This is a genomic window from Burkholderia sp. LAS2, assembly GCF_018417615.1.
Lineage (GTDB): Bacteria > Pseudomonadota > Gammaproteobacteria > Burkholderiales > Burkholderiaceae > Burkholderia > Burkholderia sola.
Map to the genome: position 1 here is coordinate 1,974,717 of NZ_CP071052.1, position 14,072 is coordinate 1,988,788.

Below are 14,072 nucleotides of genomic sequence, written 5' to 3' on the forward strand. Positions count from 1 at the left end.
CGGCGCTCCGCGTTACCGTGCGGCCGGCGCGGCGCCGCCGGCGGTTGCGACCTGCGCGGGCCGGGCGGCGGCTGCCGCGGGCTTCGCGGCCGATGCGGCGGCTGGCGCGGCTACACCGACGGTGGCCTCATCCTTCGGCGGTTGGCCGCCCCGGACATCCGTCCCCGTCTCGACCCCGCCGCCGAGCGCGGCCATCAGCTGCGCGTGTGCGGCGAGGCGTTCCGCGTCGATGCGGGCGGCCGTCTCCTGCGCACGCAGCAGTTGCTGTTGCGCGACCAGCACGTTCACGTAATCGGTCAGCCCGCGGCGGAAGCCTTCGCGGGACAGTTGATAGCTGCGATTGTTGGCCGCCACCGACCGCGCGGCGTCCTTCTTCTGCGTATCGAGCGAGCGGATCCGCACGACCTGGTCGGCGATGTCCTTGAGCGCGCCGACGATCGTCTGGTTGTAGCGCTCGACCGCCTGGTCGTAGCCGGCATTCGCGGCGCCGAGCTGTGCACGCAGCCGGCCGCCTTCGAAGATCGGCAGCGACAGCGCGGGACCGGCCGTCCAGCCGCCGTTCATCGCGCGCAGGAAGTCGGTGAACGGCGCGGTCACGCCGAAGCCGCCGACCGTCGCGAGCAGGTCGATGTTCGGGTAGAACGACGCCTTCGCGACGTCGATGCCGCGCGCCTGCGCGTCGACCGTCCAGCGCGCCGCGACGACGTCCGGGCGGCGGCCGAGCAGGTCGGCCGGCATGGCCGACGGCAGGCCGGCCGGCGCCTCGAGCGCCAGCTGCGGCCGCTTGATCGCGTCGCCGGCGCCGGGACCCTTGCCGGCCAGTGCGGCGAGCTGGTGGCGCGCGAGCTGGATCGCTTCCTCATAGCTGTCGATCTGGCGCTCGTAGTCGGGCAGCGTCGATTCCGCCTGGCTTACGTCGAGCTGCGTGCCGAGGCCGGCCTGCAGCCGCTTGCGCGCGAGATCGGCGAGCGAGCGCTGGCGTTCGTACGTTTCGTGCGCGAGGTCGAGCAGCGCGTAATTCATCGACATGCCGACATACGCGCGCACGACGTTGACTTCGAGTTCGAGCTTTGCCGCCCGCGCGTCGGCGGCGGTCGCATGCGCGGTGTCGAGCGCACGCTCGGTTGCGTTCTTGTCCTTGCCCCACAGATCGAGGTGATACGACAGGCCGAGCGTGCCGGTGTTGTTCCAGGTGTCGGTATCGGCGAGCGGCCCCGGGCCGTAGTACACGTTGTCCGGCCAGTGCTGACGCATCAGCGACAGGTTGCCGTTGATCTGCGGCAGCTCGGCCGAACGGGCGACGCGCGCCATCGCCTGCGCTTCCCGCACGCGGGCCTCGGCCGCCGCGAGGGTCGGGTTGCCGGCCTGGGCGGCGGCGATCCACGCATCGAGCTGCGGATCGCGGTACGCGCGCCACCAGTCGGCGGCGGGCCAGCCCGCGTCTCGGTCGGCCGCGCGGATGGCCGCGCCGGCGTCGAGCGCGTTCGCTTCGATGCGAGTGGACTGGGTTTTGTTGTCGCCCATGCTCGCGCAACCGGCCATTATTAATGAGACTGCAAGAACCGCCAGTGCGAGCGTCCCTTTTGTCGCCGGAGACTGCACGATTTTCTCCCTTTCGGATATAGATGAGTCGGAGGCGATTATATTTTTCAGCGATTCCTGAATAAACGGACAACGGTGCAAGTCATTTTTACGAATCCTGAGATAATATTTGTTGGACCCTGTGCAACAATCCTTGCGGATTCACACGGGTAATCGGATGGATACGTTACAAAACATGCGGGTATTCGTCCGCGTGGTGGACGCGGGAAGCTTTACCGCCGCCGCCCAGCAGATGAATTCGACCACCGCCTACGCATCGCGCGCGGTCTCGGATCTCGAGGCCCACCTGCGCACGCGCCTCCTGAACCGCACGACGCGCCGGATCGCGCTGACCGAAGCCGGCGAGCGCTATCTGCAACGCTGCGAACAGATCCTCGCTTACGTCGACCAGGCCGAAGCCGAGGCCGGCGATGCGCATGCGCGTCCGTCCGGCAAGCTGAAAGTCCATTGCTTCACGAGCCTCGGTCAGCACTATCTGGTGCCGGCCATCGCGCGCTACCGCGAGCGCTATCCGGACGTGCACGTCGAGCTGACGCTTGCGCAGCGGATGCCGGACCTGCTCGACGAGGGCTACGACGTCGCGATCGTCGTCGGCCGCGATCTGCCGGATTCGGGGCTCGTGTCGCAACGGCTCGGCGAGAGCTACAGCGTCGTGTGCGCGTCGCCCGGCTATATCGAGTCGCACGGCTTGCCGCAGCGGCCGGCCGATCTCGCGCAGCACGTGTGCCTCGGGATGGTCGCGCCGGGCTTTCACTTCGACGAATGGGCGCTGGCGGGGCCGAACGGCGACGAAGTCGTGCCGATCACGGCGCCGCCGTTCCGCGTGAACGTCGCCGAGGCGCTCGCGGTGGCCGTGCGGGAGGGGATGGGCATCGGCGGCCTGCCGCTCTATTCGGCGATCGGCTGGCTGCGCGGCGGGCACATCGTGCGCGTGATGCCCGAGTACCGCTCGCACGTGATGAACATCTACGCGCTGTATCCGTCGCGTCAGTACCTCGACGCGAAAATCCGGACCTGGGTCGATTTCCTGCGCGAAGAGGTGCCGCTCACGCTCCAAGCCGACGAAGCCGCGCTCGAACAGTTCACGCGTGCGACATGATCGCGCGGTCGACCGCGATCTGACGAGATTTGTCCTTCACGCAACATTTTTTTACGAACGTGTGTCAGACAGTTTGATACTGTTGGAATTAACGAGATACACCACACCGGAGTAGCGATGGATACGCACCTGATGATCGGCCTTGGCGTCCTGCTGGGCGCGGCTGCCGCCGCGGCGGCGACCCGCGACCTGCTGCGTGCGATGAAGGCGAAGGCGCAGCTCAAGCCCGTGCCGGTCCGCGTGCGCGAGCCGCGCCGCCCCGGCCGCTGATCCCGCGGGCGTCACGCTTCAGGTCGGGAAGGCCGTGCGACGCGGCCGCCCGGGCCGGCGCTCAGCCGAGCTCGACGACCTTGTCCCACGCGAACGCGGGGTTTTCCCATTCGCCGGTGCGCCGGTGAAAGTAGCCGCGCGGATTGCACACCACGCGCGTGCCGCCGTCCGCAACGTAGTCGAATGACGTATGCGTGTGACCGTGCAGCCACAGATCCACCGGCGGCCGCACCAGTTCCGCCATGTCCGTGACGAACCCCGCGGAAGCCAGATCTTTCGCATAGCGTTCCGCCAGCGAGCGCCGGTGCGGCGCATGATGGGTGACGACGATCGTCCTGCCCGCGAACGGCGCGGCCAGCTGCGCTTCCAGCCATGCGCGGCCTCGCCGGTGCAGCGCGATCGCGTCGGCCGGCGCGAAATCCCGTTCCGGCGCCGCGGCTGTCGGATGCACCGCCGCGTCGTGCGGCCAGGTCACCTGGATCAATCCCTTGAAATCGAGCATCACGCGCAGCCCGGCGTCGGTCGCGCGCGCGACGCTGGCTTCGTCCCGGCCGAACAGCGAAAAATCGGCCCACAGCGTCGTGCCCAGCACGCGGAAGCGTTGCGCGGGATCGACGTAGACGCCGTTGTTCAGGTAATGCACGTTGTCGAGCGCATGCGCCGCGTCGCGCATTGACGATTCCAGCGCGCCGAATTCCCCGTCGTAATACTCGTGGTTGCCGGGCACGTAGATCACCGGCACCGCCGGGTCGAACGTCTCGGCGGCCCAGCGCAGACCTTCCGCGTGATTGTGGATGTCGCCGGCCAGCACGACGAGATCCGCGTCGGCATGCGGGATCGCGTCGGGCAGGTTGTTTTCGAGATGCAGGTCGGACAGGACGCGGACTTTCACGGGCGTGGCTCCTGAGTGGGCGGCTTCAGCGCAGGACCTTGCCGGGATTCATCAGGCCGCGCGGGTCGAGCGCGGTCTTCAGCGTGCGCATCAGCGTCGTTTCGACCGGCGACTTGTAGCGCTGCGCGTCGTCGATCTTCAACTGGCCGATGCCGTGCTCCGCGCTGATGGTGCCGTGGTGACGGTGCACGTTGTCGTAGACGATCCGGTTGATCGGCGCCTGGAACGCTGCGAGGAACGCCTTCGGATCGCCGCCTTCGGGCATCTGCACGTTGTAGTGCAGGTTGCCGTCGCCGAGGTGGCCGAACGTGACCATGCGCGCGCCCGGCGCGGCCTGCTGGATCGCCGCGTCGGTCTCGTCGATGAAACGGGCGATCGACGAGATCGGCACCGCGATGTCGTGCTTGATGTTGAGCCCTTCGTCCGCCTGCGCGAGCGGGATGTGCTCGCGCAAGTCCCAGAACGCACGCGACTGCGCGAGGTTCTCCGCGACCACCGCGTCGACCACGAGCCCGGCCTCGAACGCTTCTTCCATCAGCTTTTCGAACAGCGCGCGCGCATGCGCTTCGCTTTCGTTGTCGGACAGCTCCAGCAGCACCGTTTGCGCATGCGTCTGCGCGAACGGGTAGCGCAGTTGCGGATAGTGCTTGCCGACCAGCTGCATGCAGAAATCCGACATCAGCTCGAAGCCGGTCAACAGCGGCCCGGCCGCGCGCTGCGCGAGTGCGAGGAAATCGAGCGCCGCGTGCGGCGATTCGAGCGCGGCCAGCGCGGTGACCTGCGCGGCCGGCAGCGGATGCAGCTTCATCACGGCCGCGGTGATGATCCCGAGCGTGCCTTCGGCGCCGATGAACAGGTCGCGCAGGTCGTAGCCGGTGTTGTCCTTGCGCAGGCCGCGCAGCCCGTCCCAGATCTCGCCCTGCGGCGTCACGACCTCGAGCCCAAGGCACAGCTCGCGCGCGTTGCCGTAGCGCAGCACTGCGGTGCCGCCCGCATTGGTCGACAGGTTGCCGCCGATCGTGCAGCTGCCTTCCGCCGCGAGGCTCAGCGCGAACAGCCGGCCGCCTTCGCGGGCGCGCGCCTGCACGTCGGCGAGGATCACGCCGGCTTCGACGGTAATCGTATTGTTGTGCGGATCGAGCGCGCGCACGCGGTTCAGGCGCGCGACGCTCAGCACGGCCTGGCTGCCGCTCGCGTCGGGCGTCGCGCCGCCGGCGAGCCCCGTGTTGCCGCCCTGCGGCACGAGCGCGACGCCGTGCGCGTTGGCGAGCTTCACGAGCGCGGCGACTTCGGCCGTGTTCGCGGGCCTCAGCACCGCGCACGCGGCGCCCTTGTAGCGGCGGCGCCAGTCGGTCAGGAACGGTTCGGTATCGTGCGGATCGGTCAGCACGTGGTCGGCGCCGATCGCGTCGCGGCACGCGGAAACGAAAGCTTCGGAGGACATCATCACCTTGTCGCGTAAGGGTCAGGACGCGGCGCGCGGTTTTTTCGCCGCGCGCTTGAACGGCGCGACGTAGGCCAGCGCCGCCACGAAGAAGCCGACGGCAAGCAGGGTCTCGCACCAGCCGAGCGTCGCGGACAGCCCGCGATCGGACATGCCGCGCACGATGCCTTCGGCCAGATAGACGAGGATCAGCATGCTCGCCCACTGCATCGTATAGATGTTACGCCGCCAGACGCCGGGCAGCGCGAGCGCGAGCGGCACGGCCTTGAGCATCAGCGCGGAGCCGCCGGGGCGCAGCGGCGCGAGCCACAGCTCCCATGCGAGCGACAGCGCGATCAGCGCGACGAGACACGCGGCGGCGGCCAGCGCGTAGCGCGGCCGGGCCGCGACGGCGGGGCGGGCGGGGGCGGTCATGCGGCTTCGGCGGCCTGCGCGGCGGAAAGGGCCGCGGCGGCGCGCGCGAGCCGTACGCCGAGCGCGGCGGCAAGCGCCTTCTCGTCCGCCGACAGCCCCCCGGGCGCCGCGCGGTCGTGCTGCGCGACGTGCGACGCGCCGTACGGCGTGCCGCCGGTACGTGTCGTGCTGAGGGCGGATTCGGTGTACGGGATCCCGACGATCATCATCCCGTGATGCAGCAGCGGCAGCATCATCGACAGCAGCGTCGACTCCTGGCCGCCGTGCAGGCTGCCCGTCGACGTGAACACGCTCGCGGGCTTGCCGGTCAGTGCGCCCGATAGCCATTGCGGCGTCGTGCCGTCGAGGAAATACTTGAGCGACGCGGCCATGTTGCCGAAGCGGGTGGGTGAGCCGAGCGCGAGGCCCGCGCATTCCTCGAGGTCGCGCAGCTCCGCGTACGGCGGGCCGTCGGCCGGGATGTCGGGGGCGGTGGCTTCGCAGACGGCCGACACGGGCGGCACGGAGCGGATGCGGGCCTGCATGCCCGGCACGCTGTCGATGCCGTTCGCGATCGCGAGCGCGAGATCGCGCGTGGCGCCGTGACGGCTGTAATAGAGGACGAGAATGTCTTTCATGGGCGACGGAGCCGCGTGCGGCCGCGCGCGTGCCCGGTGCAGTCGGCCCCTGCTGGGATCGAGCGGCTATTATAGGGGCTGAAGCCGTCGCGCAGCGCGGCGGCGGCGCGCCGTGACGCGCGCAGTTTCGAGAAGGAGAAGCCGTTTGCCGAAGTTGAGCGTCGATCTCGACACCATCAAGCGCCTCGCGCAGTTCGCGGCCCGGCGCAGCGCCGAGGATCGCATCCCGCAGGTGGCGGGGAGCCTGACCTTCACGACGATGCTGGCGCTCGTGCCGCTGCTGACGGTCGCGTTCGCGCTGTTCACAGCGTTCCCGATGTTCGCGTCGTTCCAGATCTCGCTGCAGGGGTTCCTCGCGGATCACCTGATGCCCGCGCAGTTCAACATCCAGATCTTCAAGTACCTGAACCAGTTCGCGTCGAAGGCCAAGGGGCTGACGACGGCCGGGCTGATCGTGCTCGTCGTCACGTCGGTGATGACCATGATGACGATCGAATCGGCGTTCAACCTGATCTGGCGCGTGCGCAAGCCGCGGCCGTTCGCGCAGCGCGTGCTCGCGTACTGGGCGCTGATCACGCTCGGGCCGTTGCTGTTCGGCGTGAGCCTGTCGATTTCGTCGTACCTGTTCACGCAATCGCTCGCGTTCACCGGCGCGGGGGCGTCGACGTCGATCGTCGAGTGGCTGCTTGCACTTGCGTCGCTGCCGTTGACGGTGCTCGCGTTCACGCTGCTGTACGTGTACCTGCCGAACTGCGCGGTCGCCTGGCGCGACGCGGTGATTGGCGGGCTGTTTGCGGCCATCGCGTTCGAACTCGCGAAGCGCGGCTTCGGCTACTACGTCCGGCGCATTCCGACCTATACGGCCGTCTATGGCGCGTTCGCGGCGCTGCCGGTGTTCCTGCTGTGGGTGTATCTGAGCTGGTTCATCGCGCTGCTCGGCGCGATGGTCGCGTCGGCGCTGCCGGCGATTCGCGTCGGCCAGTTTCACCGGATCCACTATCCGGGCAGCGACCTGCTCGACGCGCTCGAACTGCTCGCGCGGCTGGCCGAAGCGCGCGCGGCCGGCAAGCGCGGCTACACGGCGCTGCGGCTCGCGACGATGCTGCGCTGCGACATGGAAACCGCGCAGCGGCTGCTGACGACGATGGAGGAGCGGGAATGGGTCGCGCGGCTCGACGGCGGCGAAGAGGCCACGCCGCGCTATATCCTGCTCGCGAACCCGGAGCAGCTGACGCTCGCCCAACTGTTCGACGTGCTGGTGATCGATCGTACCGAGTTGACGTACCAGCTCGAGCGGCGCCGCAGCCACGTCGAAGGCGCGGCGCTGCTCGAGGTGCTGTCGAGCGACCGGTTCGACGTGACGCTCGCGTCGTTGATCGCCGCGCACCGGCTCGCGGGCGGGCAGCCGGCCGCGAGCGCCGGGCCGGCGCCGGGCGCGGCCGACCCGCACGCGCGGCCGCCGCGGCCGGCCTGAAGGCGGGCCGGCGGCTACAGCGGGATCTTGCCGGTACAGATATCCTTGAACATCACCCAGTCGCCCATCAGGCTGTAGATCGGGTGCCGGAACGTCGCCGGACGGTTCTTCTCGAAGAAGAAGTGGCCGACCCACGCGAACCCATAGCCGCAGACGATCGCCGCCGGCAGCCACAGCCAGTGGCCGGTCGCGACCGCCATCGCGACGCAGCCGATCACGCCGAGCGAGCCGATGAAGTGCAGCCGCCGCGACGTCAGGTTCTGGTGCTCGTTCAGGTAATACGGGTAGAAATCAGCGAAGCGGGCGAATTGCTCCGTATGCGTATGCGCCATGGCCGTCTCCTCGGGCCGCTGTTCATGAGGTCATTGTGCGGCCGGCGGGCCGCGGCCGCAAGCGGCGGCGGCCCGCCGCGCCGGCCCGTGCTTTCCTTTTGACAGGCTTTCCGATAGGATCGAAAGAGATTTTGCATTCAAGCATGAGGGGACTACGATGCGCGTCAGCGATATTCTGAAAGTGAAGGGCAACACGCTGTTTACGGTGACGCCCGATAAGCCGCTGCGCGAAGCGGTCGATACGATGGCCGAGCACGACATCGGTTCGCTCGTCGTGATGGAGTACGGCGATCTCGTCGGGATGCTGACGTTTCGCGAGATCATCCTGCGCCTGCACGTGAACGGCGGCGCGATCGGCGACGTGCAGGTGCGCAAGGTGATGGACGAGCCGCTCACGTGCACGCCGGAAACGGACGTCAACGAAGTGCGCCGGATGATGCTCGAGCGTCACGCACGCTACATGCCCGTGCTCGACAAGAAGGTGCTGATGGGCGTCATTTCGTTCTACGACGTCGCGAAGACGGTCGTCGAGGCGCAGAGCTTCGAGAACCGGATGCTGAAGGCGTACATTCGCGACTGGCCGGAATCGGAAGCCGAAGCGCACAAGCCGTGAATCGCGCCGCGCCCGGCACGTCGATGCATGGGCGCCGCCATCCGGCACGCGGCGGCGCAGGCATGTCCTGCGCCGCCGTTTTTTCAACGACAACACGAGGCCCGCGCAGCATCGCCCAGACGATGCGCGCGTATTCCGCATGAGCGATCACACGCAAGCCACATCGGGGCGGCGCGACGAACGTCGCGCCCACGCATCGCAGTTCGACCTGCTGCGCGAGCGCCGCTTCGCGCCGTTTTTCACGACCCAGTTCCTCGGCGCGCTGAACGACAACGTCTTCAAGATCGGCTTCACGTCGCTCGTCACGTATCACACCGCGCGGTTCTCCGGCGTCGATGCGAAAACGGCCGCGTTCCTGATTTCCGCGATCTTCATCTTGCCGTTCGTGCTGTTCTCGGCCACCTCGGGCCAGATCGCCGACAAATACGACAAGGCGACCCTCACGCGCTTCGTGAAATCGTTCGAGATCGTGCTGATGCTGGTCGGCGCGGCCGGCTTCGTCACGCACAGCGCGACGCTGCTGTATCTGTGCACGTTCATGATGGGGATGCATTCGACGCTGTTCGGGCCCGTCAAGTATTCGTACCTGCCGCAGCATCTCGGCGAACATGAACTGGTCGGCGGCAACGGGCTCGTCGAGATGGGTACGTTCATCGCGATCCTGATCGGCACGATCATCGGCGGCGCGGCGGCCGGCATCGAAGGCAGCGGCGAGCGCGTGCTCGCGGTGAGCGTCGTCGTCATCGCGCTGGCCGGGCGGCTCGTCGCGCAGCGCGTGCCGTCGACGCCTGCGCCGCAGCCCGATCTCGTGATCAACTGGAACCCGGTCAGCGAGACCTGGCGCAACCTCAAGCTCGCGCGGCAGAACCGCACGGTGTTCCTGAGCCTGCTCGGCATCTCGTGGCTGTGGTTCGTCGGCGCGACGTTCCTCACGTCGTTCTTCAATTTCGCGAAGGACGTGCTGTCCGCGAGCCCCGACGTCGTCACGGTCCTGCTCGCGACGTTCTCGGTCGGCATCGGCCTCGGTTCGCTGCTGTGCGAGCGGCTGTCGCAGCGGCGCGTCGAGATCGGCCTCGTGCCGCTGGGCTCGATCGGCATCAGCGTGTTTGCGATCGAGCTGTATTTCGCAAGCCACGCGCTGCCGTCGCCCGGCCATCTGCTGTCGGTCGGCGAATTCCTTGGCGGCGCGCGCCACTGGCGCATCCTGGCCGACCTGTTCCTGCTCGCGATGTTCGGCGGCTTCTACAGCGTGCCGCTGTATGCGCTGATCCAGAGCCGCAGCGCGCCGACGCACCGCGCGCGGATCATCGCCGCGAACAACATCCTGAACGCGCTGTTCATGATCCTGTCGGCCGTGATGGCGATGGGATTGACCAAGGCCGGCGTCGACATCCCGGGGCTGTTCCTCGTCACCGCGCTGCTGAACGTGGTCGTCGCGACGTATATCTACCTGCTGGTGCCCGAGTTCCTGCTGCGCTTCGTCGCGTGGGTGCTCGTGCATACGTTCTACCGGATCCGCCTCGTGCACGCGGAGCGAATCCCGGCGGAAGGGGCGGCGGTGCTCGTGTGCAACCACGTCAGCTACGTCGATGCGCTCGTGCTGGCCGCCGCGAGCCCGCGTCCGATCCGTTTCGTGATGGATCACCGGATCTTCAAGACGCGTTTCGCGAGCTGGGTATTCCGGCATGCGAAGGCGATTCCGATCGCGCCGCGCCACGAGGATCCCGCGATGCTCGCGCGGGCGTACGACCTGTGCGAGGCCGCGCTGAAGGACGGCGAACTCGTGTGCATCTTCCCCGAGGGCAAGCTGACGAAGACCGGCGACATCAACCCGTTCCATCACGGCATCACCGAGATCCTGAACCGCACGCCGGCGCCGGTGATCCCGATGGCGCTGCGCGGGCTGTGGGGCAGCTATTTTTCGCGGCATACCGATGCGCGGATGCCGCGCCCCATCAAGCGCGGCGTGATGAGCCGGCTGACGCTGGCGGTCGGCGAGCCGATTCCGGCGTCGGTGGCGACGCCCGAGGCGCTGCAGGTCGCGGTGACCGAGCTGCGCGGCGCGCGGAAGTAGGCGGGCGGGCGTCGGGTCCGGCGCGGGACGATCGATCCGCGCACCGGGCCGGGATGGCGGCCCGGTTCGGCGGGTCCCGAGCGCAACGCCGAGGGCCTGCGATCGCCACACCTGCCTCGCATCCGCCCTTATCCGCGGCCGGCCCGTGTGGTCTGAACGGTTCACCCGGCCCGCGGGCCCGGGACGGCTGGCATAATAGCGGTTTACCTCTTTCTCGACCGGCAAACGATCGACCTGCCTGCGGCGCCGGCAGCGCATCGGTTTGACCATTTCTCTTTGGGCGGTTCCATCATGTCCGGCAATACCCTCGGCACGCTTTTCACTGTCACGACCTTCGGCGAATCGCACGGTCCCGCGATCGGCTGCGTGATCGACGGCTGCCCGCCGGGGATGGGGCTGACCGAAGCCGACATCCAGGTCGAGCTCGATCGCCGCAAGCCCGGCACGTCGCGGCACGTGACGCAACGACAGGAGGCCGACGAGGTCGAGATCCTGTCGGGCGTGTTCGAAGGCGTGACGACCGGCACGCCGATCGCGCTGCTGATCCGCAATACCGACCAGCGCAGCAAGGACTACGGCAACATCGTCGAGACGTTCCGTCCCGGTCACGCCGACTACACCTATTGGCAGAAATACGGCATCCGCGACTACCGCGGCGGCGGCCGCTCGTCCGCACGCCTGACCGCGCCGATCGTCGGCGCGGGCGCGGTCGCGAAGAAGTGGCTGCGCGAGCGCTTCGGGGTCGAGGTGCGCGGCTACATGAGCGGCCTCGGCGACATCGACGTGCCGTTCGTCGACTGGTCGTACGTGCACGAGAACCCGTTCTTCTCGCCGAACGCGGCGGTCGTGCCGGAGCTCGAGGCGTACATGGATGCGTTGCGCAAGGACGGCGATTCGATCGGCGCGCGCATCGACGTCGTCGCGTCCGGCGTGCCGGTCGGCTGGGGCGAGCCGGTATTCGACCGTCTCGATGCCGATATCGCGAAGGCGATGATGAGCATCAACGCGGTGAAGGGCGTCGAGATCGGCGCGGGCTTCGACAGCGTCGCGCAGCGCGGCTCGGTGCACGGCGACGAACTGACGCCGGCCGGCTTCGTCGGCAACCACGCGGGCGGCGTGCTCGGCGGGATTTCGACGGGGCAGGACATCACCGTGTCGATCGCGATCAAGCCGACGTCGAGCATCCGCACGCCGCGCCGCTCGATCACGAAGTCCGGCGAAGAGGCGACGGTGGAAACCTTCGGTCGCCACGATCCGTGCGTCGGCATTCGCGCGACGCCGATCGCCGAATCGATGCTCGCGCTGGTGCTGATCGACCATGCGCTGCGCCACCGCGCACAGTGCGGCGACGTCGAGACGGCCACGCCGAAGATCGCGGGCAGCGCGACCTGATAGAAGCGGGCGCGTCGCGTCGGCCGTCGAACGATGAATGCAAGCGGGGCGCTGCGTGATGCAGCGCCCCGTTTCGTTTGCGGCGGTGGTGTGCCGTGACCAAAAAACGCGCCGCTCGCGGCGGCGCGTTCCGGCAGCTTACATGTTCGGGTAGTTCGGCCCGCCGCCGCCTTCGGGCGTGACCCACACGATGTTCTGCGTCGGGTCCTTGATGTCGCAGGTCTTGCAGTGCACGCAGTTCTGCGCGTTGATCACGAGGCGCTCGCCGCCGTCGTCGTTCTTCACGAACTCGTACACGGCCGCCGGGCAGAAGCGCGCCTCCGGCCCCGCGTACGTGCGCAGGTTCACGTTCACCGGCACGCTCGCATCTTTCAGCGTCAGGTGCGCCGGCTGGTTCTCCTCGTGGTTCGTGTTCGAGATGAACACCGACGACAGCCGGTCGAACGTCAGCTTGCCGTCCGGCTTCGGATACGCGATCGGCTCGCACTGCGACGCCGGCTTCAGCATCTCGTGGTCCGCATGCTGGTGATGCAGCGTCCACGGCACGTTGCCGCCCATCACCTTCTGCTCGAGCCCGACCATCAGCGTGCCCAGGTACAGGCCCTTCGCCATCCACTGCTTGAAGTTGCGCGCGCGGTACAGCTCCGTGTACAGCCACGATTGCTTGAACGCATCGGGGTACGCGTTCAGCTCGTCCGACTGACGGCCGGCCTGCACCGCGTCGAACGCGGCGTCGGCCGCCAGCATGCCAGTCTTGATCGCCGCGTGGCTGCCCTTGATCCGCGATGCGTTCAGGAAGCCCGCGTCGTCGCCGATCAGCGCGCCGCCCGGGAACACCGTCTTCGGCAGCGACAGCAGGCCGCCGGCCGTGATCGCCCGCGCGCCGTACGACACGCGCTTGCCACCTTCGAGGAACGCGCGGATCGACGGGTGCGTCTTGTAGCGCTGGAATTCCTCGAACGGCGACAGGTACGGGTTCGTGTAGCCCAGGCCCACCACGAAGCCGACCACGACCTGGTTGTTGTCCATGTGATACAGGAACGAGCCGCCGTACGTATCGGACTTCAGCGGCCAGCCGGCCGTGTGGATCACGAGGCCCGGCTTGTGCTTGGCCGGATCGATTTCCCACAGTTCCTTGATGCCGATCCCGTACGCCTGCGGATCGGCGTTCGCGTCGAGCTTGAACGTCGAGATCAGCTGGCGGCCGAGGTGGCCGCGGCAGCCTTCGGCGAACAGCGTGTACTTCGCGTGCAGCTCCATGCCGAGCTGGAAGTTCTCGGTCGGCTCGCCGTCCTTGCCCACGCCCATGTTGCCGGTGGCGACGCCCTTCACCGAGCCGTCGTCGTTATAGAGGATCTCCGCAGCCGGGAAGCCGGGGAAGATCTCGACGCCCAGCGCCTCGGCCTGCTGGCCGAGCCAGCGCGTCACGTTGCCCAGCGAAATCACGTAGTTGCCGTGATTCTTGAAGTTGTCCGGCAGCGCCCAGTTCGGCGTCGTGACGGCGCTCTTCTCGGACAGGAACAGGAAGCGGTCTTCGCTCACCTCGACGTCGAGTGGCGCACCGCGTTCCTTCCAGTCGGGAAACAGCTCGGTGATCGCGCGCGGGTCCATCACCGCGCCCGACAGGATGTGCGCGCCGATCTCGGAACCCTTCTCGAGCACGCACACGCCGATCTCGGTGCCTTTCTCGGCGGCCAGCTGCTTGAGCCGGATCGCGGCAGACAGCCCGGCGGGGCCGCCGCCGACGATCACGACGTCGTATTCCATCGATTCGCGCGGGCCGTATTGCTCGATGAGGCTTGCGGGGGTCATTGGCGTTCCTCTAACCGTTAGAATGCTTTTATTCGGG

The 14,072-nt window shown here is 68.0% G+C and carries 13 protein-coding genes; 6 read left to right on the plus strand and 7 right to left on the minus strand.

Annotated elements, in window-relative coordinates:
• Positions 1-12 precede the first annotated feature (12 nt).
• Complete coding sequence (locus JYG37_RS09200) at positions 13-1,602, minus strand: efflux transporter outer membrane subunit (RefSeq protein WP_080334427.1); 1,590 nt, start codon at positions 1,600-1,602, stop codon at positions 13-15.
• Positions 1,603-1,759: 157 nt separating this feature from the next.
• On the opposite strand from JYG37_RS09200, the gene JYG37_RS09205 reads away from it, so the two are divergent.
• The gene (locus tag JYG37_RS09205; protein WP_050018176.1) at positions 1,760-2,701 is read left to right on the plus strand and encodes a LysR family transcriptional regulator; all 942 of its coding nucleotides are present in this window, start codon (positions 1,760-1,762) and stop codon (positions 2,699-2,701) included.
• A gap of 117 nt (positions 2,702-2,818) precedes the next feature.
• The gene (locus JYG37_RS09210; RefSeq protein ID WP_162838134.1) at positions 2,819-2,971 is read left to right on the plus strand and encodes a hypothetical protein; all 153 of its coding nucleotides are present in this window, start codon (positions 2,819-2,821) and stop codon (positions 2,969-2,971) included.
• Between the two features lie 61 nt (positions 2,972-3,032).
• Here JYG37_RS09210 and JYG37_RS09215 read toward each other — a convergent pair whose 3' ends face one another.
• Genes JYG37_RS09215 through wrbA form a run of 4 tightly spaced genes read right to left on the minus strand, consistent with a single transcriptional unit; the run spans position 3,033 to position 6,338 of the window.
• Positions 3,033-3,863, minus strand: coding sequence for a metallophosphoesterase (locus JYG37_RS09215; RefSeq protein WP_213346040.1), 831 nt, complete (start codon positions 3,861-3,863; stop codon positions 3,033-3,035).
• A 25-nt stretch (positions 3,864-3,888) separates the two neighbouring features.
• Positions 3,889-5,310 carry an FAD-binding oxidoreductase gene (locus JYG37_RS09220; RefSeq protein ID WP_050018174.1) on the minus strand — a complete coding sequence of 474 codons (1,422 nt, stop codon included), beginning with the start codon at positions 5,308-5,310 and terminating at the stop codon, positions 3,889-3,891.
• Positions 5,311-5,328: 18 nt separating this feature from the next.
• A complete protein-coding gene (locus tag JYG37_RS09225) occupies positions 5,329-5,721 on the minus strand; it encodes a DUF2069 domain-containing protein (protein WP_050018173.1) in 393 nt (130 codons plus the stop codon).
• A complete protein-coding gene (gene wrbA, locus JYG37_RS09230; RefSeq protein WP_213346041.1) occupies positions 5,718-6,338 on the minus strand; it encodes an NAD(P)H:quinone oxidoreductase in 621 nt (206 codons plus the stop codon). Before wrbA ends, JYG37_RS09225 begins: the two co-directional genes overlap by 4 nt.
• 145 nt (positions 6,339-6,483) lie before the next feature.
• On the opposite strand from wrbA, the gene JYG37_RS09235 reads away from it, so the two are divergent.
• Positions 6,484-7,812, plus strand: a complete 1,329-nt coding sequence (locus JYG37_RS09235) for a YihY family inner membrane protein (protein ID WP_089488378.1) — start codon at positions 6,484-6,486, stop codon at positions 7,810-7,812.
• Positions 7,813-7,826: 14 nt separating this feature from the next.
• On the opposite strand, the gene JYG37_RS09240 is transcribed toward JYG37_RS09235, so the two are convergent.
• Positions 7,827-8,144 carry an Mpo1-like protein gene (locus JYG37_RS09240; RefSeq protein WP_050018170.1) on the minus strand — a complete coding sequence of 106 codons (318 nt, stop codon included), beginning with the start codon at positions 8,142-8,144 and terminating at the stop codon, positions 7,827-7,829.
• A 157-nt stretch (positions 8,145-8,301) separates the two neighbouring features.
• Here JYG37_RS09240 and JYG37_RS09245 point away from each other — a divergent pair, with 157 nt between their 5' ends.
• The 3 genes from JYG37_RS09245 to aroC all read left to right on the plus strand — a co-directional run bounded on the left by JYG37_RS09245 (position 8,302) and on the right by aroC (position 12,223).
• Positions 8,302-8,757 carry a CBS domain-containing protein gene (locus JYG37_RS09245; protein ID WP_006488504.1) on the plus strand — a complete coding sequence of 152 codons (456 nt, stop codon included), beginning with the start codon at positions 8,302-8,304 and terminating at the stop codon, positions 8,755-8,757.
• A 139-nt stretch (positions 8,758-8,896) separates the two neighbouring features.
• Positions 8,897-10,831 carry an MFS transporter gene (locus tag JYG37_RS09250; protein WP_124557257.1) on the plus strand — a complete coding sequence of 645 codons (1,935 nt, stop codon included), beginning with the start codon at positions 8,897-8,899 and terminating at the stop codon, positions 10,829-10,831.
• A 291-nt stretch (positions 10,832-11,122) separates the two neighbouring features.
• Positions 11,123-12,223: a chorismate synthase gene (gene aroC / locus JYG37_RS09255; RefSeq protein WP_050018168.1), complete on the plus strand. Its 1,101-nt coding sequence runs from the start codon at positions 11,123-11,125 to the stop codon at positions 12,221-12,223.
• A gap of 138 nt (positions 12,224-12,361) precedes the next feature.
• Here aroC and JYG37_RS09260 read toward each other — a convergent pair whose 3' ends face one another.
• The gene (locus JYG37_RS09260; protein ID WP_176015712.1) at positions 12,362-14,035 is read right to left on the minus strand and encodes an electron transfer flavoprotein-ubiquinone oxidoreductase; all 1,674 of its coding nucleotides are present in this window, start codon (positions 14,033-14,035) and stop codon (positions 12,362-12,364) included.
• Positions 14,036-14,072 lie beyond the last annotated feature (37 nt).

Coding starts and splice junctions, on each gene's coding strand:
- JYG37_RS09245 (WP_006488504.1), top strand. CDS start 8,302: ATGCGCGTCAGCGATATTCTGAAAGTGAAGGGCAACACGCTGTTTACG.
- JYG37_RS09225 (WP_050018173.1), bottom strand. CDS start 5,721: ATGACCGCCCCCGCCCGCCCCGCCGTCGCGGCCCGGCCGCGCTACGCG.
- JYG37_RS09240 (WP_050018170.1), bottom strand. CDS start 8,144: ATGGCGCATACGCATACGGAGCAATTCGCCCGCTTCGCTGATTTCTAC.
- JYG37_RS09210 (WP_162838134.1), top strand. CDS start 2,819: ATGGATACGCACCTGATGATCGGCCTTGGCGTCCTGCTGGGCGCGGCT.
- aroC (WP_050018168.1), top strand. CDS start 11,123: ATGTCCGGCAATACCCTCGGCACGCTTTTCACTGTCACGACCTTCGGC.
- JYG37_RS09260 (WP_176015712.1), bottom strand. CDS start 14,035: ATGACCCCCGCAAGCCTCATCGAGCAATACGGCCCGCGCGAATCGATG.
- JYG37_RS09205 (WP_050018176.1), top strand. CDS start 1,760: ATGGATACGTTACAAAACATGCGGGTATTCGTCCGCGTGGTGGACGCG.
- JYG37_RS09220 (WP_050018174.1), bottom strand. CDS start 5,310: ATGATGTCCTCCGAAGCTTTCGTTTCCGCGTGCCGCGACGCGATCGGC.
- wrbA (WP_213346041.1), bottom strand. CDS start 6,338: ATGAAAGACATTCTCGTCCTCTATTACAGCCGTCACGGCGCCACGCGC.
- JYG37_RS09250 (WP_124557257.1), top strand. CDS start 8,897: ATGAGCGATCACACGCAAGCCACATCGGGGCGGCGCGACGAACGTCGC.